Below are 18,649 nucleotides of genomic sequence, written 5' to 3'. Positions count from 1 at the left end.
CTATTTAATTGTAAATCCAAATAGTAAAGAGGTTATTTTTGTTGATGTCTCATCTACAATTTTTTCCATAAATTTTTCAAATTTATCCTCTTTTTTCCAGATTGCTCTTTTTACACCGCTAAGCTTTATTAACTCTTTTTTTGCATCATAGATAGTACCTACTTTATCTATAAGGCCAACTTTCTTTGCTTGTCTTGCAGTAAAAATATGAGCTTCGGCAAATTTATCTTTATCTTCTATTTTTAAACCTCTTGCTTTTGCTACATCTTTTACAAACATGTCATATGTATCAAAAATAACCTTTTTAATCTCTTCTTTTTCATAGCTTTTCCACTCTCTAAAAGGAGTGCCTACCTCTTTATATTTTCCAGCTTTAACAACTTGAGGCTCAATGCCAATTTTGTCAATAAGTTTTTTTATATTTGCACTTTCAAATATTACACCAATAGATCCAATTGCACTTCCAGGGTTTGCTATGATTTTATTAGCCCAAATAGATGCATAATAACTACCACTAGCCATAGTTCCAGCAGCATATGCTATAACTGGTTTTTTTTCTTTTAATTTTTTAATAGCAAGTGATATCTCAATAGATGGAGCAACCGCACCTCCAGGAGAGCTAACAACAAACAAAACACCTTTAATATTTGGCCTATTTGCTTCATCAATTTTTTTGAGTATCTCTTTTGCATCAATTATTGGACCTTTTAACTCTATCTCCATTAAATTTGGTTTTTGCAAGGCTTGCTGTTTTGAAGATGAAAAAATCAAAAAAACTATAAGTAAGAAGATTAAGGATTTAAAATATTTTTGTATAAATTCAAGTAGAGCAGTTATTGGTTTAAAAATCTTTTTAAAAAAATCACTCATACATCTCTCCTGAAATAAAAACATTTTTTACTTTTTTTGTATGAAGAATGATATTTAAAGGAATCTCATTTAAATTATCTAAATCCTCAGGAAGTTCTACTATTTGAAGATCTGCATATTTTCCTATCTCAATTTCTCCACAATTTAATTTTAGTGCAGCAGCTGCATTTTTTGTAACACTTCTTATTAAGTCCATTGCTAAAACATTTGGGTCTATATAATAATGAACAAAAAGAGCACTTTTTAGCTCTTCATATAGATTTAAAGAGTAGTTTGAGCTTAATCCATCTGTAGCTGTTAAAAAGTTGATACCTAGATATTTTATTTTACCAATATCTAGTGCTCCGTTTCCAAGAAGCCTATTTGAGACTGGACAGTGAATAATTGAGTGTCTATTTTTTTCAATAATTTCAAGCTCTTTTTCATTGCACCATACAGTATGTACAAATAATGAATTGGTACCATTAAACATCTCTAAAAAATCTAACGCTCTATTTGCAGGAATTGATTGATTTAAAAAGTCTTCAAAAAAAGCTTTAAAATCCCCAGTAGCTTTATCTAGCCACTCTCTTTCAGCTCTGCTTTCCATAAAATGTGTTGATATTAAAAATGAGTTTTTTTTGGCAAACTCTATTGCTTTTTCTACTAAAACTCTATGAACAGAATATGGTGAATGAATTGCAATTGCAGGAATAAATTTTTCATCTTTTAATTTTATTGACTCTTTTACTCTTTGGATAAAATCATTATATAAAACATCGGCAGCAGCAGGATTTGAACCTATTATCTCATTAAAATAGACTACCCTTTGCGGAGCTTGTGAGCATACATTCATATCATATCCATAACTGCTTACTGCTCCAAATGAAGTTATGCCAGATTTTAACATAGTATCTATTGCATTTTTTAAACAATCTTCATCACATTTTGGAATAAGTTCTTCTCTTTTTTTAATAACACTATTTAGCCAAATGATAAAATCTCCATATGAAAGTGATGCTTTATTTGCACTAAATTCCAAATGAACATGAGAGTTTATAAAACCAGGTAGCAAACAGCTGTTATTTTCATATTCAACTATTTTTGCATCTGGATATTTTTCTTTTAATATCTCAAATTCATCAATATCAACTATTTTTTCATCAAAAGCTACTGCTCTATCTGAGATAATTTTATCAGGAGTTAAAATATATTTAGTTTTAACTATTTTCATATTGCCCTCTAAAAAAAAATTATGTTAAATGTTGATATAATCATACCCTAAATTATCTTATAAAAAGGATTATGAATGAAAGTGGTTGTTATTCAAGGACCAAATCTTAATATGCTTGGAATTAGAGAGCAAAATATATATGGACCTATGAAGCTTGAAGATATTCATGCTCAAATGAAAAATTTCGCAGAGCAAAATGGTATGGAGATTGAGTTTTTTCAAAGCAATTTAGAAGGCGAAATAGTTGATAAGATTCAAGAGTGTTTAGGAGATGCACAAGGAATTATTATAAATCCAGCTGCTTATACTCATACTTCAATAGCTATAAGAGATGCAATAGCTGCAGTTCAAATTCCAACAATTGAAGTGCATATCTCAAATATATATAGAAGAGAAGAGTTTAGACAAAAATCTTTGATAGCTCCTGTTTGTGCTGGACAAATAAGTGGTTTTGGACCATTTAGCTATCATTTGGCAATGGTTGCAATGCTTCAGATTTTTAATGAAATGAAAGCATTAGCTGAAGCTCAGAAAAAACAGCAACAATGATTTAGTAATTGGTATATTGGTTATTAGTTATTGGAATTAAGGAAGAAGGTTAAAGGAATTAGTGATAGTGGATAGTGATAGTTAAAAACTAAGCACTAATTCCCAATTCCTAATTGAATGTTCTGAAAAATTACCAAATTTTACTCAGGCAAGTTGAAATTTTTAGTTAACTAACGCTTAAAAATTTTATTAAAAAGTGCAAACGCAAGCGCCCTTACGGGTGAGTGCACTTTTTTGGCCTAAAGGCCAACATAAAATTTTTAAGCTAAAATTTCAAAGCCTTCGTTCAATTTGTAATTTTTTAGAGGTTTCAATTCCTAATTACTAATGTCTAATGTCCAATGTCAAATGTCTAATGTCTAATATAAGGTATGGGGGATGGATTGTTATATTTTAAAAGATGAAAATGCTGTATATTATGAGTGTGGCTATTCATGTGATAATGAGATATTTTTAAAAATATATGATGAGGCCTATTTTATAACAGATTCAAGATATACATTAGATGCAAAAGAGAATATAAAAAATGCAGAGGTTATTGAAAGCAGAGAGCTTATAAAAGAGGCAAGAAGAGTATTAAGAAAAAAAAGAGTTAAAAAACTATGGTTTGACCCTAAAGATTTTAATTTAAAAGATGTTGAAGAGCTTAAAAAAAGTGGAGTTTTTCTTAAAGAGGCTTTTAACTTTTCATGGAAGAAAAGAGCTATAAAAAGTGAAGATGAGATAGAAAAAATTAAAAAAAGTGTCCTTTTGAATAAAAAAGCTTTTGAAGAGTTTAGTATTTTTTTAAAAAAAGAAGGGGAAGGAAAAACTGAAAAGAGACTCCATTTTGAAGCAATCTCAATTTTAAGCAGTTTTGGAGAAAGAGATCTTAGTTTTGATCCGATATTTGCTATTAATGAAAATGCTGCTAAACCCCATGCCATTCCTAGCAATAAAATTTTAAAAAAGGGAGATTTGATTTTATTTGATGCAGGTGTGAAATATAAAAGATACTGCTCTGATAGAACGAGGACATCTTTATATGATAATGATATAAATTTTGAATATAGCCAAAAATTTAAAAACCCAAAAATTCAAAAGGCGTATGATTTAGTTTTAAAAGCTCATGATGAGGCTATTAAAAAGGCAAGAAGTGGAATGAGAGCAAAAGAGATAGATAAAATTGCAAGAGAAATTATTGACAGTAGTGAATTTAAAGGCTATTTTGTTCATTCATTGGGGCATGGAGTTGGACTTGATATTCATGAGATGCCTTTTATATCTTCAAAAAGTGATACTATAATAGAGGACTCAATGGTATTTACAATTGAGCCTGGCATATATATACCAGGAGAATTTGGAATAAGAATAGAGGATATGGTTGTTATGAAAAATGGAAAAGCGCAAATTTTATGAGGAGATTTTTTGAAAAGAAAAATTGATAATAAACTATCTTTATTTTATACTTATGGATATCCTTACATAAATAAAAATCCAAAAAATTTGCCTTTTGTTGCAACTATTGGAATAGGAGGTAATTTAGGAGATGTTAAAAAAAGATTTAAAAAGGTTTTAAATATTTTAAAAAACTCAAATAAAATTTCAATAGTAGCAACATCACCTCTTTTAAAAAACCCACCATTTGGGTATAAAGATCAACCAGATTTTTACAATGCTGTAATATTGCTAAAAACATCAATGAAACCAAAAAGATTATTAAATTATCTTTTAAAAATTGAAAAGCGTTTTAAAAGAGTTAGAACTTTTAAAAATGCCCCAAGAACTTTGGATCTTGATATAATATTTTATAATAATTCAAAAGTAGATGAAAAAGATTTAAAAATTCCTCATCCAAAATGGAGTGAAAGAGCTTCTGTTGTCATACCTTTGTATCTTCTTGGAGAGATGATTTGAGATTTATTACAATAACAAGTGGAAAAGGCGGTGTAGGAAAAAGTACAATAAGTGCAAATTTAGCATATACTCTTTCTCAATATGGTTATAAAGTGGCACTATTTGATGCTGATATTGGTCTAGCTAATCTTGATATTATATTAAATGTTCAACCTGAGAAAAATATTTTGGATGTATTAAAAGGAGAAGCATCTTTTGAAGAGATATTGGTAAATATAAATAAAAATCTAATTCTCATTCCAGGAGAGAGTGGCGAAGAGATATTAAATTTTAAAGATAAAGATTTAATAGAAAAATTTTTAAAAGAGATAGACGGATTTAATGATTTTGATTTTTTGATTATTGATACTGGAGCTGGAATAGGAGAGAGTGTAAGAAGTTTTATAGATGCCTCAACTGATACTATTGTTATAACTGTACCTGATCCTTCGGCGATTATGGATGCTTATGCAATGATTAAATATAGTAGCAAAATAAAAGATGAGATATATATGATAATAAATGAAGTAAAAAATGAGAATGAGGCAAAATTTATATTCAATAAAATAAAAACAGTTGCTAGCAAACATATTTCAAAAGATATAAAACTGGAACTTTTAGGATATATTGAAAGGAGTAAAATTATAAGTGAAAATTCAAAAATAAGAGAGCTTTTTGTAAAAAAAGAGCCTATGAGTAAACCTACTTTGCAAATGGTAGATATTGTAAAAAAAATAACAAAAAATAGAACAAAAGATGGAAAAAATATAGAAAAAGGTGGCTCTATATCATCATTTTTCAAAAAAATATTAAGTAATTTTTAATGTTGATAAATTTAAAGAAATATGTTAAAAGTAAAGAAAAAAAAGAAAAAATAAATGGAGAAAAATTTGAGTAAAGTACTTGTTGCAATGAGTGGAGGAGTTGATTCTTCAGTAACAGCTTATCTATTGAAGAAAAAGGGATTTAATGTTATTGGCGTATATATGAAACTACATAAAAATGAAGAGTACCATAAAAAAAATATAAAAAATGTTGAAAAAGTTGCAAAATTTTTAGATATAGAAGTAGATGTTTTAGATAAAACTGAAGATTTTTTAGAAAAAGTTTATACTCCATTTGTTGAAACTTATATAGAAGGTAAAACCCCAAATCCATGTGCTGTATGTAACAGATACTTAAAATTTGGTGCCTTGATTGATTATGCAGATTATAAAGGTGCAGAGTTTTTAGCAACTGGCCATTATGTAAAAACTGATGGAAAATTTTTGTATGAAGCAAAGGATAAAAGTAAAGATCAAAGCTATTTTCTTTTCAATATAGAAAAGAAAGTTCTTCCAAGAGTAATATTTCCATTAGGAGATATGTTTAAAGAAGATGTAAAGGAAATTGCGAAAAATATCCCAATATTAAAAGAGATTGCAGAACAGAAAGAGAGTAGTGAAATCTGTTTTGTGGAAAAGAGCTATATAGATATTTTAAAAGATTTTACAAAAGTTGATATGCCGGGCGAAGTTTTAGATAAAAATGGAAATGTTATAGGTGAACATAAAGGTTATATGCACTATACAATAGGAAAAAGAAAAGGATTTAGAGTTTATAGGGCAAAACATCCTCATTATGTATTAAAAATCATTCCTGAAAAAAACCAGATTGTTGTAGGTAAAAAAGAGGATTTAGAAACTACAAAAGTTATTTTGAAAGATTTAAATATGTTTGAAGAAAAAGATAGCTTTGAAGCTTCTATCAAAGTTAGATATAGAATGCCTAAAGTTCCATGTTTTGCAAAAATAAAAGATAACATTGCAGAAGTCACAATGTATCAAGGTGTTTATGGAGTTGCAAGTGGGCAGGCTGGTGTTTTTTATGAGGATGAAAAAGTTCTTGGTGGTGGATGGATAGTTTGATATAATTTCAAAAAAATTATGGGAGATATTATGAGAGGTTATAAAATCTTTTCAGGTACTTCACATCCAGAATTTGCAAAAGAGGTTGCTAAGTATCTTGATGTACCTTTAAGCAAAGCTACTGTTAGTAGATTTAGTGATGGTGAGATAAATGTACAAATTTCAGAGTCTGTAAGAGGTAGAGATGTTTTTATAGTTCAGCCAACTGGGTCTCCTGCAAATGATAATTTAATGGAGCTATTAATAATGACTGATGCTCTAAGAAGGAGCAGCGCAAATACAATTACAGCTGTTATTCCATATTTTGGCTATGCTAGACAAGATAGAAAAGCAGCCCCTAGAGTTCCGATTACAGCTAAACTTGTTGCAAACCTAATAGAAAAAGCTGGAATTACAAGAGTGATTACTATTGATCTTCATGCTGGCCAGATTCAGGGCTTTTTTGATATTCCGGTTGATAATTTATATGGTGCAATTATTTTTATGGATTATGTTAAAAATAAAAATTTAAAAAATCCAATCATTGCAAGTCCAGATATCGGTGGTGTTGCAAGAGCAAGATATTTTGCAAGTAGATTGGGTCTTGATATGGTTATTGTTGATAAAAGAAGAGAAAAAGCAAATGAGTCAGAAGTTATGAATATTATAGGTGATGTAAAAGATAAAGATGTTATTTTAGTTGATGATATGATTGATACTGCAGGAACAATAGTTAAAGCTGCAAAGGCTTTAAAAGAAAAAGGTGCAAACTCAGTTATGGCATGTTGTACTCATCCAGTTTTAAGTGGTCCTGCATATGAGAGAATAGAAAATGGTGAGCTTGATGAGCTTGTTGTATCAAATTCTCTTCCATTGAAAAAAGAGACTGATAAAATAAAAGTTTTAACAGTTGCTCCTCTTTTTGCTGAGGTTATAAGAAGAGTTTATCATAATGAGAGTGTTAATAGTTTGTTTATTTAGAGCTAAGAGTTAAGAATTAAGTGTTAAGTAAAATTTTTAGTCTTAACTCTTAAATCTTAAAACTAAATACTAAAATAGGGAGTATCGTGGAAAATATTAGGAATTTTTCCATCATTGCACATATTGATCATGGAAAAAGCACTTTGGCCGATAGATTGATTCAAGAGTGTGGTGCTGTAGAAGAGAGAAAAATGAGTGAGCAGCTTCTTGATACTATGGATATAGAAAAAGAAAGAGGTATTACTATAAAGGCTCAAAGTGTTAGATTAAAATATAAAAAAGATGGAAAAGAATATATATTAAATCTTATCGATACTCCGGGACATGTTGATTTTAGTTATGAAGTTAGCAGATCTCTTGCCTCAAGTGAAGGGGCACTTTTAGTAGTCGATGCGAGCCAAGGAGTTGAAGCTCAAACAATTGCAAATGTATATATTGCCTTAGAAAACAATCTTGAATTAATTCCGGTTATCAATAAAATCGATCTTCCAGCAGCAGACCCAAATAGAGTAAAAGAGGATATTGAAAATACTATTGGACTTGATTGTTCTGATGCATTGGAGGTAAGTGCAAAAACTGGACAAGGAATAAAAGAGCTTCTTGATGCAATTATTGAAAGAATTCCAGCACCAAAAGGAGATTCTAAAGCTCCTACTAAAGCTTTGATTTATGATAGCTGGTTTGATAGCTATCTTGGAGCTTTGGCACTTGTTAGAGTATTTGATGGAGAGATAAAAAAAGGTCAAGAAGTTCTTGTAATGGGTACAAATAAAAAACATGAAGTTTTAGGACTTATGTATCCACACCCTATATCTCCAATAAAAACTGATACTATTAAAACAGGTGAAATTGGTATTGTTGTAATGGGTCTTAAAAACATTGGAGATGTTCAGGTAGGTGATACAATAACTGATGCAAAAAATCCAACAAAAAGTCCAATTGAAGGATTTGAAGAGGCTAAACCTTTTGTATTTGCAGGACTTTATCCAATTGAAACTGATAAATTTGAAGATTTAAGAGATGCATTAAACAAACTAAAACTAAATGATGCAGCTATAACTTATGAGCCTGAAACATCTGCTGCACTTGGATTTGGCTTTAGAGTTGGATTTTTAGGTCTTTTGCATATGGAAGTTGTAAAAGAAAGATTAGAGCGAGAATTTGGACTTGATTTAATTGCAACTGCACCAACTGTTACATACAAAGTATTAAAAACTGATGGAAGTGAAATAGAGATTCAAAATCCAAGTGAATTGCCTCCAGTTCAAGAGATTGAAAAGATTTATGAGCCATATGTAAAAGCTACAATTATTACTCCAACTGAGTTTTTAGGAAATGTTATAACATTGGTAAATGAGAAAAGAGGCACTCAAAAAAAGATGGAATATTTAACAGAAGATAGAGTTTTGCTTGAGTATGAAATACCAATGAATGAAATTGTTATGGATTTTTATGATAAATTAAAAACAGTAACAAAAGGGTATGCAAGTTTTGACTATGAGCCAAGTGATTATAAAGAAGGAGATCTTGTAAAACTTGATGTAAGAGTTGCTGGTGAAGTAGTTGATGCTTTATCTATTATTGTTCCTAAAGAGAAAGCTTTTTACAGAGGAAGAGAGCTTGTTAAAAAGATGAAAGAGATTGTTCCAAGGCAGCTTTTTGAAGTTGCAATTCAAGCAAGTATAGGAAATAAAATAATTGCAAGAGAGACAGTAAAATCTATGGGGAAAAATGTTACTGCAAAATGTTACGGAGGAGATATTACAAGAAAAAGAAAACTTCTTGAAAAGCAAAAAGCTGGTAAGAAAAGGATGAAATCTATAGGAAAAGTTCAGCTTCCACAGGAAGCCTTTTTAACTGTTTTAAAAATTGATTAAGGCCTTATCATGAAAAAGATTTTTTTTATATTTACTTTATTTATATTTTTGGTAGGATGTGCAAATAGAGGAATAAATATATACATAAATGATCAATTTTCTTCTATAAAAAATAGCTTAGTTCATATAGTTGATCAAAGGAAAAACAAAAATATAATCGGATATATTTACAAAAATGGCAAAATAGAAGCAGATATAACATTTTCTACAGATCTTGAAAAATATTTTGCAAAAAAATTGGAAAATATAGATAAAAAAGCAGATATCTATATAAAAAAGCTCTCTTTAATTTATAATAAATCAAAACTTACTGGAGAAAACTTAGAAGGTTCTATATTAATAAAAGTTGAATTTGAAAAAGATGGTGTTAAAAAAGTTAGAATTATAGATCTAAAGGAAAGCCGCTGGATAGCTCCAATAAATAGTGCAAAAAGTATAGAAGATTTTACAAAAAAACTAATAGATGAGGCAGTTGTTCAAGTATATAAAATCTTAAAGAGTTAGTTTGAGATGCCTTATATGTGAAAGATTTTCATTAAAACTTATCTGTAATAGCTGTCAAAAAGAGTTTTTAACACCAAAATTAATTAAAAGAGAAATTGCAAAAGATTTTTATGTTTACTCTTTTTATAAATATAAAGAGATTGAAGAGTTAATAAAAACAAAACACCATTTTATTGGAAGTTTTATTTTTGAGATATTAGCACAAAACTCTTTTAAAAAATTTTCCAATGAATTTAAAAGTGAAGAAAAAATATATGCCCTTTCAATAGAGAGTAAAAAAATAGATCAATATTCTCATACTGCTATTCTATCGAATAGTTTAAAAAGCAAAACTTTTATTCCATTATATAATAAGTTAGTTGCAAAAAACAGAATTACTTATTCTGGTAAAAGCTATGAATATAGAATTAAAAATACAAGAGATTTTATATATAATGGACCAAAAAATGTAGATATTGTTTTAATAGATGATATTGTTACAACAGGTTTAACATTAAAAGAGGCATATTGTGAAATTAAAAAATATTGCAATCCTTTGTTTGCACTAACTCTTGCTGATGCTAGAAATTAGTTAAAAAAGATAATCCTATAAAACTCTCACCTCCATTTGGTTTTTTAATATTAGCATTAGAAAAATGTCTAAAAAATAGAGATAAGCTATTTTTGCCAATATAGGTACCAATTGATACTTTTTCAGAAAATTCCAAAGTTGTTGAGAGATTTTTTGTTGTATTTGAAATCAAAGATAGTCCAATTTGAGCTTTTAAAAATAGTCTATCTCCATATTTTATTCCCTCATTAATTGAAACAAAACTCAAGCTTTCATTACTACCCCATCCACCAACATCTATAGATGTATATGTAGGTAATGAGTAAATTGGAGTATTTTTAGAAATTCCTAAAGCAAAATATTTATTGTTACTATCAGTATCTTTTGCAATATCTAAGAAAAAGCTATCAGCAAAAAGAAATAGGGGAATAAAAATGAGTAAAAACCTCACTTTTTAATTCCCAAAATATAAAAAGTATTTTTATTTTCAACTTTTTTTAATTCTACATTATATTTTTCAGCCCATTTTGTGATAATATCTTTTGCTTCGTTTATATATTTTTCATTATCAGTATCAATTTTGATTTTAAAATATGGATTTGAATTTGACATAGCAACATATGATGAGTATGGTTTAAGATGGTCATTAAGTGCAATTATATGCTTTTTTATATTTTCAAAACCTGGAGTATTATTTGCAATAATCTCCAACTCTTTTAAACTTTTTTCATCAATATTGTAGCCCAGCTGAGTCAATAATCCCTCATTAGAAATTTTCATTCCTTTACTCCTTAAAATATTTTTTTTAGTATAACAAAATAGACTTAGATGAAAAATAAAAATTAGTTATGTTATAATTTTTTCAAATGAATTTTTAATAATAACTCAATGTTTTAAGGGAAAAGTTATGTTTGGATTTAATAACAGTAATGAAAAAAAATTGAAAGAGTTAATTGAAAATTTAAAAAAAGAAAATGAGCTTTTAAAAGATGAAAAAGAAACTTTAAAAAAAGAGTTAAATGAATTAAAGCAAAATCGACAAAATAAAAAAGATGACTTTAAAACTCTTTTTGAATATGAAAACCAAAATCTTCAATTGGGTTTAAAAGATATACAAGGAAATCTTTCAGAATCTGTAGGAGAAGTAAAGCATACTATCGCTTCAGCAACAGATTTGAATGAAAAATTTAAAGAGATAATTGAAGGTATAACATCTATCATGGGTGATACAAATCTTTTAAATTCTACTGCTCATAAATCAAAAGATAGTGTTGGTGATCTACTTCAAAGAGCAGAAGAGGTTGATAAAATTTTATCTTTAATAAAAGAGATTTCAGAGCAGACTAATCTTTTAGCTTTAAATGCTGCAATAGAAGCAGCAAGGGCTGGTGAATTTGGGAAAGGGTTTTCTGTTGTGGCTGAAGAGGTAAGAGGTCTTGCTGATAGAACTCAAAAGGCCGTTAAAGAGGTTGATAATATTTTAAAATCTATGAAAGAAGAGATTGACGATGTTGGGAAAAAAGCAACTGATGTTAGTGAAAAAATTGAAATAATTGATAAAAAGATAGATGGATTTAAAAATGAACTTTATATTATGAATCAAAAAGTAAGTGATACATTTGAAAAAATATTAAAAGTTGCAAATAGAGTATTTATGGGTCTTGCAAAATTAGACCATGTAATATGGAAAGTTAATACTTATTTGTCTATAGCAAAACATAAAGAGATGTTTAAATATGTAGATTATCATGATTGTAGACTTGGAAAATGGTATTATGAAGGAGAAGGGAAAAAATATTTTTCTAATACTCCAAGTTTTATCTCTTTAGAATCTCCACATGCAACTGTTCATGAAGGTACAAAAAAGATATTTAATCTATTAAAAGTTGAAAAAATAGATTTAGAAAATTTAATGAGTGCTGTAAAAGAAATGGAAGAAGGAAGTAAAAAAGTTTTTGAAATATTAGATAAGATACTTGTTGAAAAAGATGAAGAGAGTTAAAATGAAAAAGATTATATTTTTATTTTTTACTTTACTTTTTTTTCTCTCACCATTATATTCTGCATCAAAATATGAGTTAAATGTTGAAATCAAAGAGACTATAAAAGAGTTTAAAAAGCAAGTAAAAGGTTCCAATGAGCTTCTTAAAAAAGCAAAAGGAGTACTAGTTTTTCCAAATGTATATAAAGCTGGCTTTGGAATTGGTGGAGAGTATGGAGAAGGAGCTCTTCTTATAAATAAAAAAATTGTTGATTATTATAATATTGTAAGTGCATCTATAGGCTTTCAACTTGGTGTTCAGAAAAAAAGTATTGTTATTTTATTTATGAATAATAAAGTATTAAAAGATTTTAGAAACTCTGATGGATGGAAAGTAGGGGTAGATGGCTCAGTCGCTATTGTAAAATGGGGTGTTGGTGAAGATGTTAATACTTTAGATATAAAAGATCCAGTTATTGGATTTATATTTAACAATAAAGGTTTAATGTACAACTTAACTCTTGAAGGAAGCAAGATAAGTAAGATAAAAAAATGATTTTATATATTATTTCAATAAACAATATATCCAATAGATAATACTAAATGAATTTTACTCATACCATCAGCTTCTAATAAATTCTTTTTTCAGGAATAACTCCTCTAACTCCGCCTCTTGGATTCTCAATATCTCCTTTATATCTTGGAATTAAATGAATATGAACGTGCATTATGGTTTGTCCTGAAGTATATCCTACATTCACACCTATATTATAGCCATCTGGTTTATATTCATTATCTAAAAAATTTTTTGCATTGTCAATTAGATTTATAATTGCTATTTTTTCTTCTTTTGTTGCATCAAAATAATTATCAAAATGTCTAAAAGGGATTATTAAAAGATGTCCATTACTTACTGGATATTTGTCAAACCTTGCATAGCAAAGCTCATTTTTCATAACTATATCTTCTTTTGATGGATTGCAAAAAGGACAATCTATATGTTCCATTCTTCATACCCCCTAATTTCTATTAAATATTTTGCTTTTGATTTTAATTGTATTATCCCATTTTCTAAAATTTCTTTTATATTACTTTCATTTTTAACTTTTTCAAACCCTATTAAATCTGTTACTATTTCTTTTCTAAATTTATTTTTGTATTCCTTTTCCAATATTTCCCAGTAATATTTTATTATTTCCTCTCTTTTTGTAATTAACATTGGAGAAGGTATCTTATCCTTTTTCTTTTGGTTTATATCTTTATGAGTAGGAAGTAGGTTCCATAAATCATTATTTTTCCATATTGAAAAAGGTATTGCATGATCTACATTAAGTAAATGTTCATTTGCTATTGCCTTTCCGCTCCATACGCATTCTATCTTCCTATTTTTGTGTATTAGATTTTTATAAATATGTTGTGCAAATAAAACATCCCTTTCATCTTCTGGAGATATTAAAAGTTTATCTAATACTTTTTCAATTGTAAAATTTCCCTTCTGATCGGCTTTTACTGAAAACTCAGCCCATTTGTATAATATTGATTCTGTTCCATTTATAAATGAACCTAAATAAAGGAAAACTATATATATCTCTTTTGAGATTGAAAATGTTCCAAATTTTTCTATAAAAAATTGTTGGTCTATTTTATCTTGTGATGTGATTCTTTTGCTGTCTTGATTATATTGAAATATAGAGTATTCTTTTTCAAAATAGGATTTTCCTAGATATTTCATAGGCATGTTTATTATCGTTTCTTTTAACTTTTTTAAAAGATTTAAAAAATCCACCTTTATTTCTGTTGGAATAGTTCCTCTTTTAATATCTGAATAAAGTGCATTTATTCCACCTTTATCCTTGTAATAATCAATTACCCTTATGAAAAATTTTTGAAAAGCAAGATTTCTTTTTCCATGTTTTTGTGGTATTCCATTTTCTAATAAAGGATAATAATACAAAATCCATTTTTGAATAAGTATTCCAAGTGGAAATAAAACTTTATTATTTATTTCTTTTTTTAGATGTTCAAATTCTTGGACAGACTCTATTGCTGCTCTAAGTAAGGCAAATTTATATGTGGTATCTTTACTATCTCTTTCAATTATAAAGTTTACAGTTTTAAATTTTTCAAAATTCATTTACAAAACTTTTTTGTTAAATTTTTGTCAAACCTTTTGCATTTTATTTTGGGACAGCCATCCTGAAGTAAAATATCCAACTCTTCTTTTATAAAAAATAGAATTTGCAAATGCAGGAGTGAAAAATTCTTTAATGATATCTGATTCGGAAGTATTATATGGAGTTTTAAAATTAATTTTTTTTAACATAATTTTCCATATAAAACAAAATTTAATAAATCTATTATATCTTCAAAATTTAAAAAAAAAACTTATATATGTAGTTATAGTAAATTATAGATTAAAAATTTTTGATTAATATTAAAAGCAGATAATATGAAACAATGATATTAACCTTTGTAGATATTAAATGTGGTAAATTGATTGGAGTCTGTATAGTATTATGATCTTTTAACTAAAGGAATTAAAAAATGAAGTAAATTTTTTAATATTTTTAAAGAGTAATGGTTATGTAAGAAGTGGCTCCGGATGCAGGAGCTAATTTGAAACTTCATAAAAAACTAAAAAAGACCATAAAATCGAACTTTCGCAATTCTGTCAAATCCTTTAATTTAGCTTAATTGTGTCAATTTTGGGCACAATTTGGGCACAGTTTCATAAGTAATTAATAATAAAATAATAAAATAATAAAAAATAAATGGATTATAAAATGATTGTTTATTTAGCAAGTAAAAAAGAATTTTTAGAAGATTTATTTTCTGGCCAAATTGAAACAATTATTTTTGACATTTTTAAAAAAGTTTTAATGAAATCTGTATCTTCTTCAGAAAAATTATCTTGGAGAAATTCTTTAGAAAGAATGTATAAAATTTTATCTGACGAAAAAATTCCGGAAAATGCTTCAATTGCTGTAGAATATCAAATTCCTATGACATCTAAACGCATAGATTTAATAATTGCAGGTAAAAATGAAAAAAAAGAAAATATATTAATAATAGTGGAATTAAAGCAGTGGGAAAAAGTTGAGAAAACAGATAAAGATGCAATTGTTAAGACTTATATTGCAAATGCAATGAGAGAAGTAGTGCATCCATCATATCAAGCATGGTCATACAAGAGTTTATTAGAAGATTTTAATTTATCAATTCGAGTTAAAAATATTCAAGTAAAGCCATGTGTATATTTGCATAATTATTTGCCTGATAATCAAATAAATAATAATTTTTATAATGAATATATTAAAAAAGCTCCACTTTTTTTTAAAAGTGATGCAAAAAAATTAAAAAATTTTATTTTGGAAAATATTGTTTATCCTGATGATGAAAAAATATTAGAAATAATTGAAAATAGTAAGCTAGCTCCTTCAAAAAATTTAGCTGATACTTTAGTTTCATTAATACAAGGCAATCAAGAATTTATCATGATAGACGAACAAAAACTTGTGTATGAGAAAGTAATTAATATTACAAACAAAAATAAAATAGATAATAAAAAAAGCGTTATTATTGTAGAAGGAGGTCCAGGGACAGGGAAATCAGTTGTTGCAATAAATTTATTGGTTAGTACTATTCAAAAAGGATTATTATCCAGATATGTAACAAAAAATGCTGCTCCAAGGGCTGTATATGAAGCTAAACTTTCAGGTACTTTAAAAAAAAGTCAAATTTCAAATCTTTTTACAGGTTCAGGATCATTTGTAAATAATGAAGAAAATGATTATGATTTATTAATTGTTGATGAAGCTCATAGGCTTAATGAGAAGTCCGGTTTGTTTCAAAGCATTGGAGAAAATCAGATTAAAGAAATTATTCATGCTGCAAAAACTACTGTATTTTTTATAGATGAGGATCAAAGAGTAACATTAAAAGATATTGGGACAAAAGATGAAATAAAAAAATGGGCTAATGCATTGAATGCCCAAGTTATAGAAATGGAGCTTGAATCGCAGTTTAGGTGTAATGGTTCAGATGGCTATATAGCATGGTTAGATAATGTTTTACAAATTCGACCAACAGCCAATTATACGTTAGAAGGGATAGATTACGATTTTAAGGTATTTGATAATCCAAATGATTTAAAAGAAGCGATCATTGAAAAAAATACAAAAGGTACTAATGCAAGGATAGTGGCGGGTTATTGCTGGGATTGGATAAGTAAAAGAGCTGATTTAAAAAGTGAATGTGATATTAAAATAGGTGAATTTGAGATGAAATGGAATTTAGCAAAAGATGGAAGTCTTTGGATAATGAAACCCACATCAATAAATGAAGCAGGATGTATTCATACATGTCAAGGATTAGAAATAGAGTATATTGGTGTCATAATAGGGCCGGATTTAATTGTAAGAGATGGTAAAGTTATAACCAGACCGGAAAAAAGAGCCAAAACTGACGCATCACTGAAGGGCTATAAAACTTTATATAAAAAAAATCCTCAACTTGCAAAGGAAACAGCAGATAAAATTATAAAAAATACCTATAAAACTCTCATGAGCCGAGGCAGTAAAGGTTGCTATATTTTTTGTGTCGATGAAGAGACACTTGCATATTTTAAAGATAGAGTTGGTTTGAAATGAAAATAGAAGAGTTTCAAAAATTAAAAGATTTTTCCTTCTTGAAAACCAAAAATACTTCAGATTCAGAATTTCGATCATGGCAAAATTCTTTACCGCATCTTCAAAAAGCTTTAATAGATTTGGATGAGTATGAAATATATTTGGAATATTCTCTTCCAAATTCACCAGAAAGAGTAGATGCAGTTATAGTTGGAGAAAGTATTGTTTTTATTGAATTAAAGCAATGGAGTAGAGAAAAGTGCAGGAATTTAGATTCTCAACTTATAAATGTTCTTGGAGAGGATAAAATAAATCCATCTTTACAGGTTGAAAATTATAAAAAACATTTTCAACTCTTTACAGATTTGCAAAAGAAGATTTATACCGTTGTATTTATGCATAATTTTGAAGGGAAAATAAAAGAATATAATTCCAAAGTTTTTTACAAAGGAGAATATAAAAAGTTTAATAGTTTTTTAAAACAGGTATTAAAACAACCCAATAGCAGTTTTAAATTTGAAATAAAGCCGCAAAAAAAACTTATAGAGGTAATAAAGCAGATTCAAAAAGGAGAGAGTAATTTTATATTATCGACAACTCAAAGAGAAATAGCATATCAAATACTGAAATCCGATAGTAAATCTATTATGATAAAAGGAATGCCCGGAAGCGGCAAAAGCGTACTAGCACTAAATCTACATTTTTTTTGTCTGCAAAAAAATATGCTCTCTTCATATATAACAAAAAATTCGACTCCACGAATTGTTTATGAAAGTATTTTAAATGAAAATCAGTATAATCTTGGATTTAAATCACCAAGATATATAAATGATTGTGATATTGCTATAGTAGATGAAGCCCATAGACTGCAAAAAGATCAACTAGAAAATATATTGCAAAAATCTAAAAAAGTTCTCTTTTTTTATGATGACAAACAAGTTGTGTCATGTGAGGATATTGGTGATGAGATTTATAATTATATAGATCAAATTTTTGAGCTAAATGAACAGTTTCGATGTAATGGCTCTGTAAACTATCTAAATTGGATTGATCATATTCTTTACAATAAAAAATTTAATGGCGTGATTGATTATGATATCGTTATTTGCGAAGATATTGATGAGTTCGTTCAAAATTGTAAAGAAAAAAATGCAAGGATTACTGCCGGCTACTGTTGGGATTGGGTCAGTAAAAATAATAAAAAATTGTTTGATATTGAAATAGGAAAATATAAATGGCAGTGGAATCTTCATGAGCAAAATGATTGGAAAAAACAGTTTAAGTGGTCCATAGATACTCAGCAACAAAATAATGTTGGATGTATTCATACCGTTCAGGGAATGGAGATGGAGTATGTTGGAGTAATCATTGGGAAAGATCTTTATTTTAAGGAAAATATGATAAAAACAGATTCTAAGGCTAGAGCAAGTGATGATAGGACGATAAAAGGGTGTACAGATGATGAAAAAAAAGATCAAATAATAAGAAATACATATAGAGTATTATTATCAAGAGGTCTAAAGGGATGTTATGTTTATTGTATGGATAAAAACTTAACACATTATCTAAAAAAAATAGTAGAAATAACTAAAAAATAAAAATTTTTTTGATAAATAATATAAAAGCAAAAAAATATTTAATAAAGAGATTTATGAATATTTTGATGTAAAGTTTGAAATTATTGCAATTTGGTCGGAATTGCAAACCGATAATATTCAGTTAAAAGTCTATAATA

General features: G+C 27.9%; 20 protein-coding genes. 13 read left to right on the top strand and 7 right to left on the bottom strand.

Annotated features, from left to right (window positions below; genetic code table 11):
• On the bottom strand, positions 1 to 870 hold the full coding sequence (sppA, locus tag QML81_RS00940; RefSeq protein WP_281951320.1) for a signal peptide peptidase SppA: 870 nt from the start codon (positions 868 to 870) through the stop codon (positions 1 to 3).
• Complete coding sequence (gene mqnF / locus QML81_RS00935) at positions 863 to 2,083, bottom strand: aminofutalosine deaminase family hydrolase (RefSeq protein ID WP_281951319.1); 1,221 nt, start codon at positions 2,081 to 2,083, stop codon at positions 863 to 865. The genes sppA and mqnF overlap by 8 nt, the downstream gene beginning before the upstream one ends.
• Before the next feature lie 75 nt (positions 2,084 to 2,158).
• On the opposite strand from mqnF, the gene aroQ reads away from it, so the two are divergent.
• The 9 genes from aroQ (at position 2,159) to QML81_RS00890 (ending at position 10,326) form a co-directional block, all read left to right on the top strand.
• Positions 2,159 to 2,632 carry a type II 3-dehydroquinate dehydratase gene (gene aroQ / locus QML81_RS00930; protein WP_281951318.1) on the top strand — a complete coding sequence of 158 codons (474 nt, stop codon included), beginning with the start codon at positions 2,159 to 2,161 and terminating at the stop codon, positions 2,630 to 2,632.
• A 378-nt stretch (positions 2,633 to 3,010) separates the two neighbouring features.
• Positions 3,011 to 4,030: a M24 family metallopeptidase gene (locus tag QML81_RS00925; RefSeq protein ID WP_281951317.1), complete on the top strand. Its 1,020-nt coding sequence runs from the start codon at positions 3,011 to 3,013 to the stop codon at positions 4,028 to 4,030.
• A gap of 9 nt (positions 4,031 to 4,039) precedes the next feature.
• Complete coding sequence (gene folK / locus QML81_RS00920) at positions 4,040 to 4,528, top strand: 2-amino-4-hydroxy-6-hydroxymethyldihydropteridine diphosphokinase (RefSeq protein ID WP_281951316.1); 489 nt, start codon at positions 4,040 to 4,042, stop codon at positions 4,526 to 4,528.
• Positions 4,525 to 5,331: a P-loop NTPase gene (locus tag QML81_RS00915; RefSeq protein ID WP_281951315.1), complete on the top strand. Its 807-nt coding sequence runs from the start codon at positions 4,525 to 4,527 to the stop codon at positions 5,329 to 5,331. The genes folK and QML81_RS00915 overlap by 4 nt, the downstream gene beginning before the upstream one ends.
• 54 nt (positions 5,332 to 5,385) lie before the next feature.
• Positions 5,386 to 6,414: a tRNA 2-thiouridine(34) synthase MnmA gene (gene mnmA / locus QML81_RS00910; protein WP_281951314.1), complete on the top strand. Its 1,029-nt coding sequence runs from the start codon at positions 5,386 to 5,388 to the stop codon at positions 6,412 to 6,414.
• 30 nt (positions 6,415 to 6,444) lie between these two features.
• Positions 6,445 to 7,374: a ribose-phosphate pyrophosphokinase gene (locus QML81_RS00905; RefSeq protein WP_281951313.1), complete on the top strand. Its 930-nt coding sequence runs from the start codon at positions 6,445 to 6,447 to the stop codon at positions 7,372 to 7,374.
• Between the two features lie 86 nt (positions 7,375 to 7,460).
• Positions 7,461 to 9,251, top strand: coding sequence for a translation elongation factor 4 (gene lepA / locus QML81_RS00900; protein ID WP_281951312.1), 1,791 nt, complete (start codon positions 7,461 to 7,463; stop codon positions 9,249 to 9,251).
• A 9-nt stretch (positions 9,252 to 9,260) separates the two neighbouring features.
• Entirely contained in the window at positions 9,261 to 9,755 is a 495-nt protein-coding gene (locus QML81_RS00895; protein WP_281951311.1) for a hypothetical protein, read from the top strand.
• Between the two features lies 1 nt (position 9,756).
• Entirely contained in the window at positions 9,757 to 10,326 is a 570-nt protein-coding gene (locus tag QML81_RS00890) for a ComF family protein (protein ID WP_281951310.1), read from the top strand.
• Here the strand turns inward: QML81_RS00890 and QML81_RS00885 are convergent.
• Both QML81_RS00885 and QML81_RS00880 read right to left on the bottom strand, forming a co-directional pair.
• The gene (locus tag QML81_RS00885; RefSeq protein WP_281951309.1) at positions 10,316 to 10,756 is read right to left on the bottom strand and encodes an acyloxyacyl hydrolase; all 441 of its coding nucleotides are present in this window, start codon (positions 10,754 to 10,756) and stop codon (positions 10,316 to 10,318) included. The genes QML81_RS00890 and QML81_RS00885 overlap by 11 nt on opposite strands.
• A complete protein-coding gene (locus tag QML81_RS00880) occupies positions 10,753 to 11,085 on the bottom strand; it encodes a hypothetical protein (RefSeq protein WP_281951308.1) in 333 nt (110 codons plus the stop codon). The genes QML81_RS00885 and QML81_RS00880 overlap by 4 nt, the downstream gene beginning before the upstream one ends.
• A gap of 127 nt (positions 11,086 to 11,212) precedes the next feature.
• On the opposite strand from QML81_RS00880, the gene QML81_RS00875 reads away from it, so the two are divergent.
• On the top strand, positions 11,213 to 12,307 hold the full coding sequence (locus tag QML81_RS00875) for a methyl-accepting chemotaxis protein (RefSeq protein ID WP_281951307.1): 1,095 nt from the start codon (positions 11,213 to 11,215) through the stop codon (positions 12,305 to 12,307).
• 1 nt (position 12,308) lies between these two features.
• Complete coding sequence (locus QML81_RS00870; protein WP_281951306.1) at positions 12,309 to 12,842, top strand: lipid-binding SYLF domain-containing protein; 534 nt, start codon at positions 12,309 to 12,311, stop codon at positions 12,840 to 12,842.
• Between the two features lie 73 nt (positions 12,843 to 12,915).
• Here the strand turns inward: QML81_RS00870 and QML81_RS00865 are convergent, their stop codons facing one another.
• From QML81_RS00865 to QML81_RS00855, 3 genes are read right to left on the bottom strand one after another with little or no spacing between them, the layout of a single operon-like run.
• Entirely contained in the window at positions 12,916 to 13,293 is a 378-nt protein-coding gene (locus QML81_RS00865; protein WP_281951305.1) for an HIT family protein, read from the bottom strand.
• The gene (locus tag QML81_RS00860; protein ID WP_281951304.1) at positions 13,281 to 14,420 is read right to left on the bottom strand and encodes an HNH endonuclease domain-containing protein; all 1,140 of its coding nucleotides are present in this window, start codon (positions 14,418 to 14,420) and stop codon (positions 13,281 to 13,283) included. The genes QML81_RS00865 and QML81_RS00860 overlap by 13 nt, the downstream gene beginning before the upstream one ends.
• A gap of 27 nt (positions 14,421 to 14,447) precedes the next feature.
• On the bottom strand, positions 14,448 to 14,609 hold the full coding sequence (locus QML81_RS00855; protein WP_281951303.1) for a hypothetical protein: 162 nt from the start codon (positions 14,607 to 14,609) through the stop codon (positions 14,448 to 14,450).
• A gap of 460 nt (positions 14,610 to 15,069) precedes the next feature.
• Between QML81_RS00855 and QML81_RS00850 the strand changes: the two genes are divergently transcribed.
• Both QML81_RS00850 and QML81_RS00845 read left to right on the top strand, forming a co-directional pair.
• Positions 15,070 to 16,935, top strand: a complete 1,866-nt coding sequence (locus QML81_RS00850; protein WP_281951302.1) for a DNA/RNA helicase domain-containing protein — start codon at positions 15,070 to 15,072, stop codon at positions 16,933 to 16,935.
• Positions 16,932 to 18,512 (top strand): DNA/RNA helicase domain-containing protein, encoded by a 1,581-nt coding sequence (locus QML81_RS00845; RefSeq protein ID WP_281951301.1) that lies wholly within the window; start codon positions 16,932 to 16,934, stop codon positions 18,510 to 18,512. The genes QML81_RS00850 and QML81_RS00845 overlap by 4 nt, the downstream gene beginning before the upstream one ends.
• Positions 18,513 to 18,649: the final 137 nt, after the last annotated feature.

Origin of the sequence: Nitrosophilus kaiyonis (assembly GCF_027943725.1) — a bacterium.
GTDB lineage: Bacteria > Campylobacterota > Campylobacteria > Campylobacterales > Nitratiruptoraceae > Nitrosophilus_A > Nitrosophilus_A kaiyonis.
The sequence above is the reverse complement of the archived record's forward strand: the minus strand, read 5'-3'. Positions and strand labels throughout refer to the sequence as shown.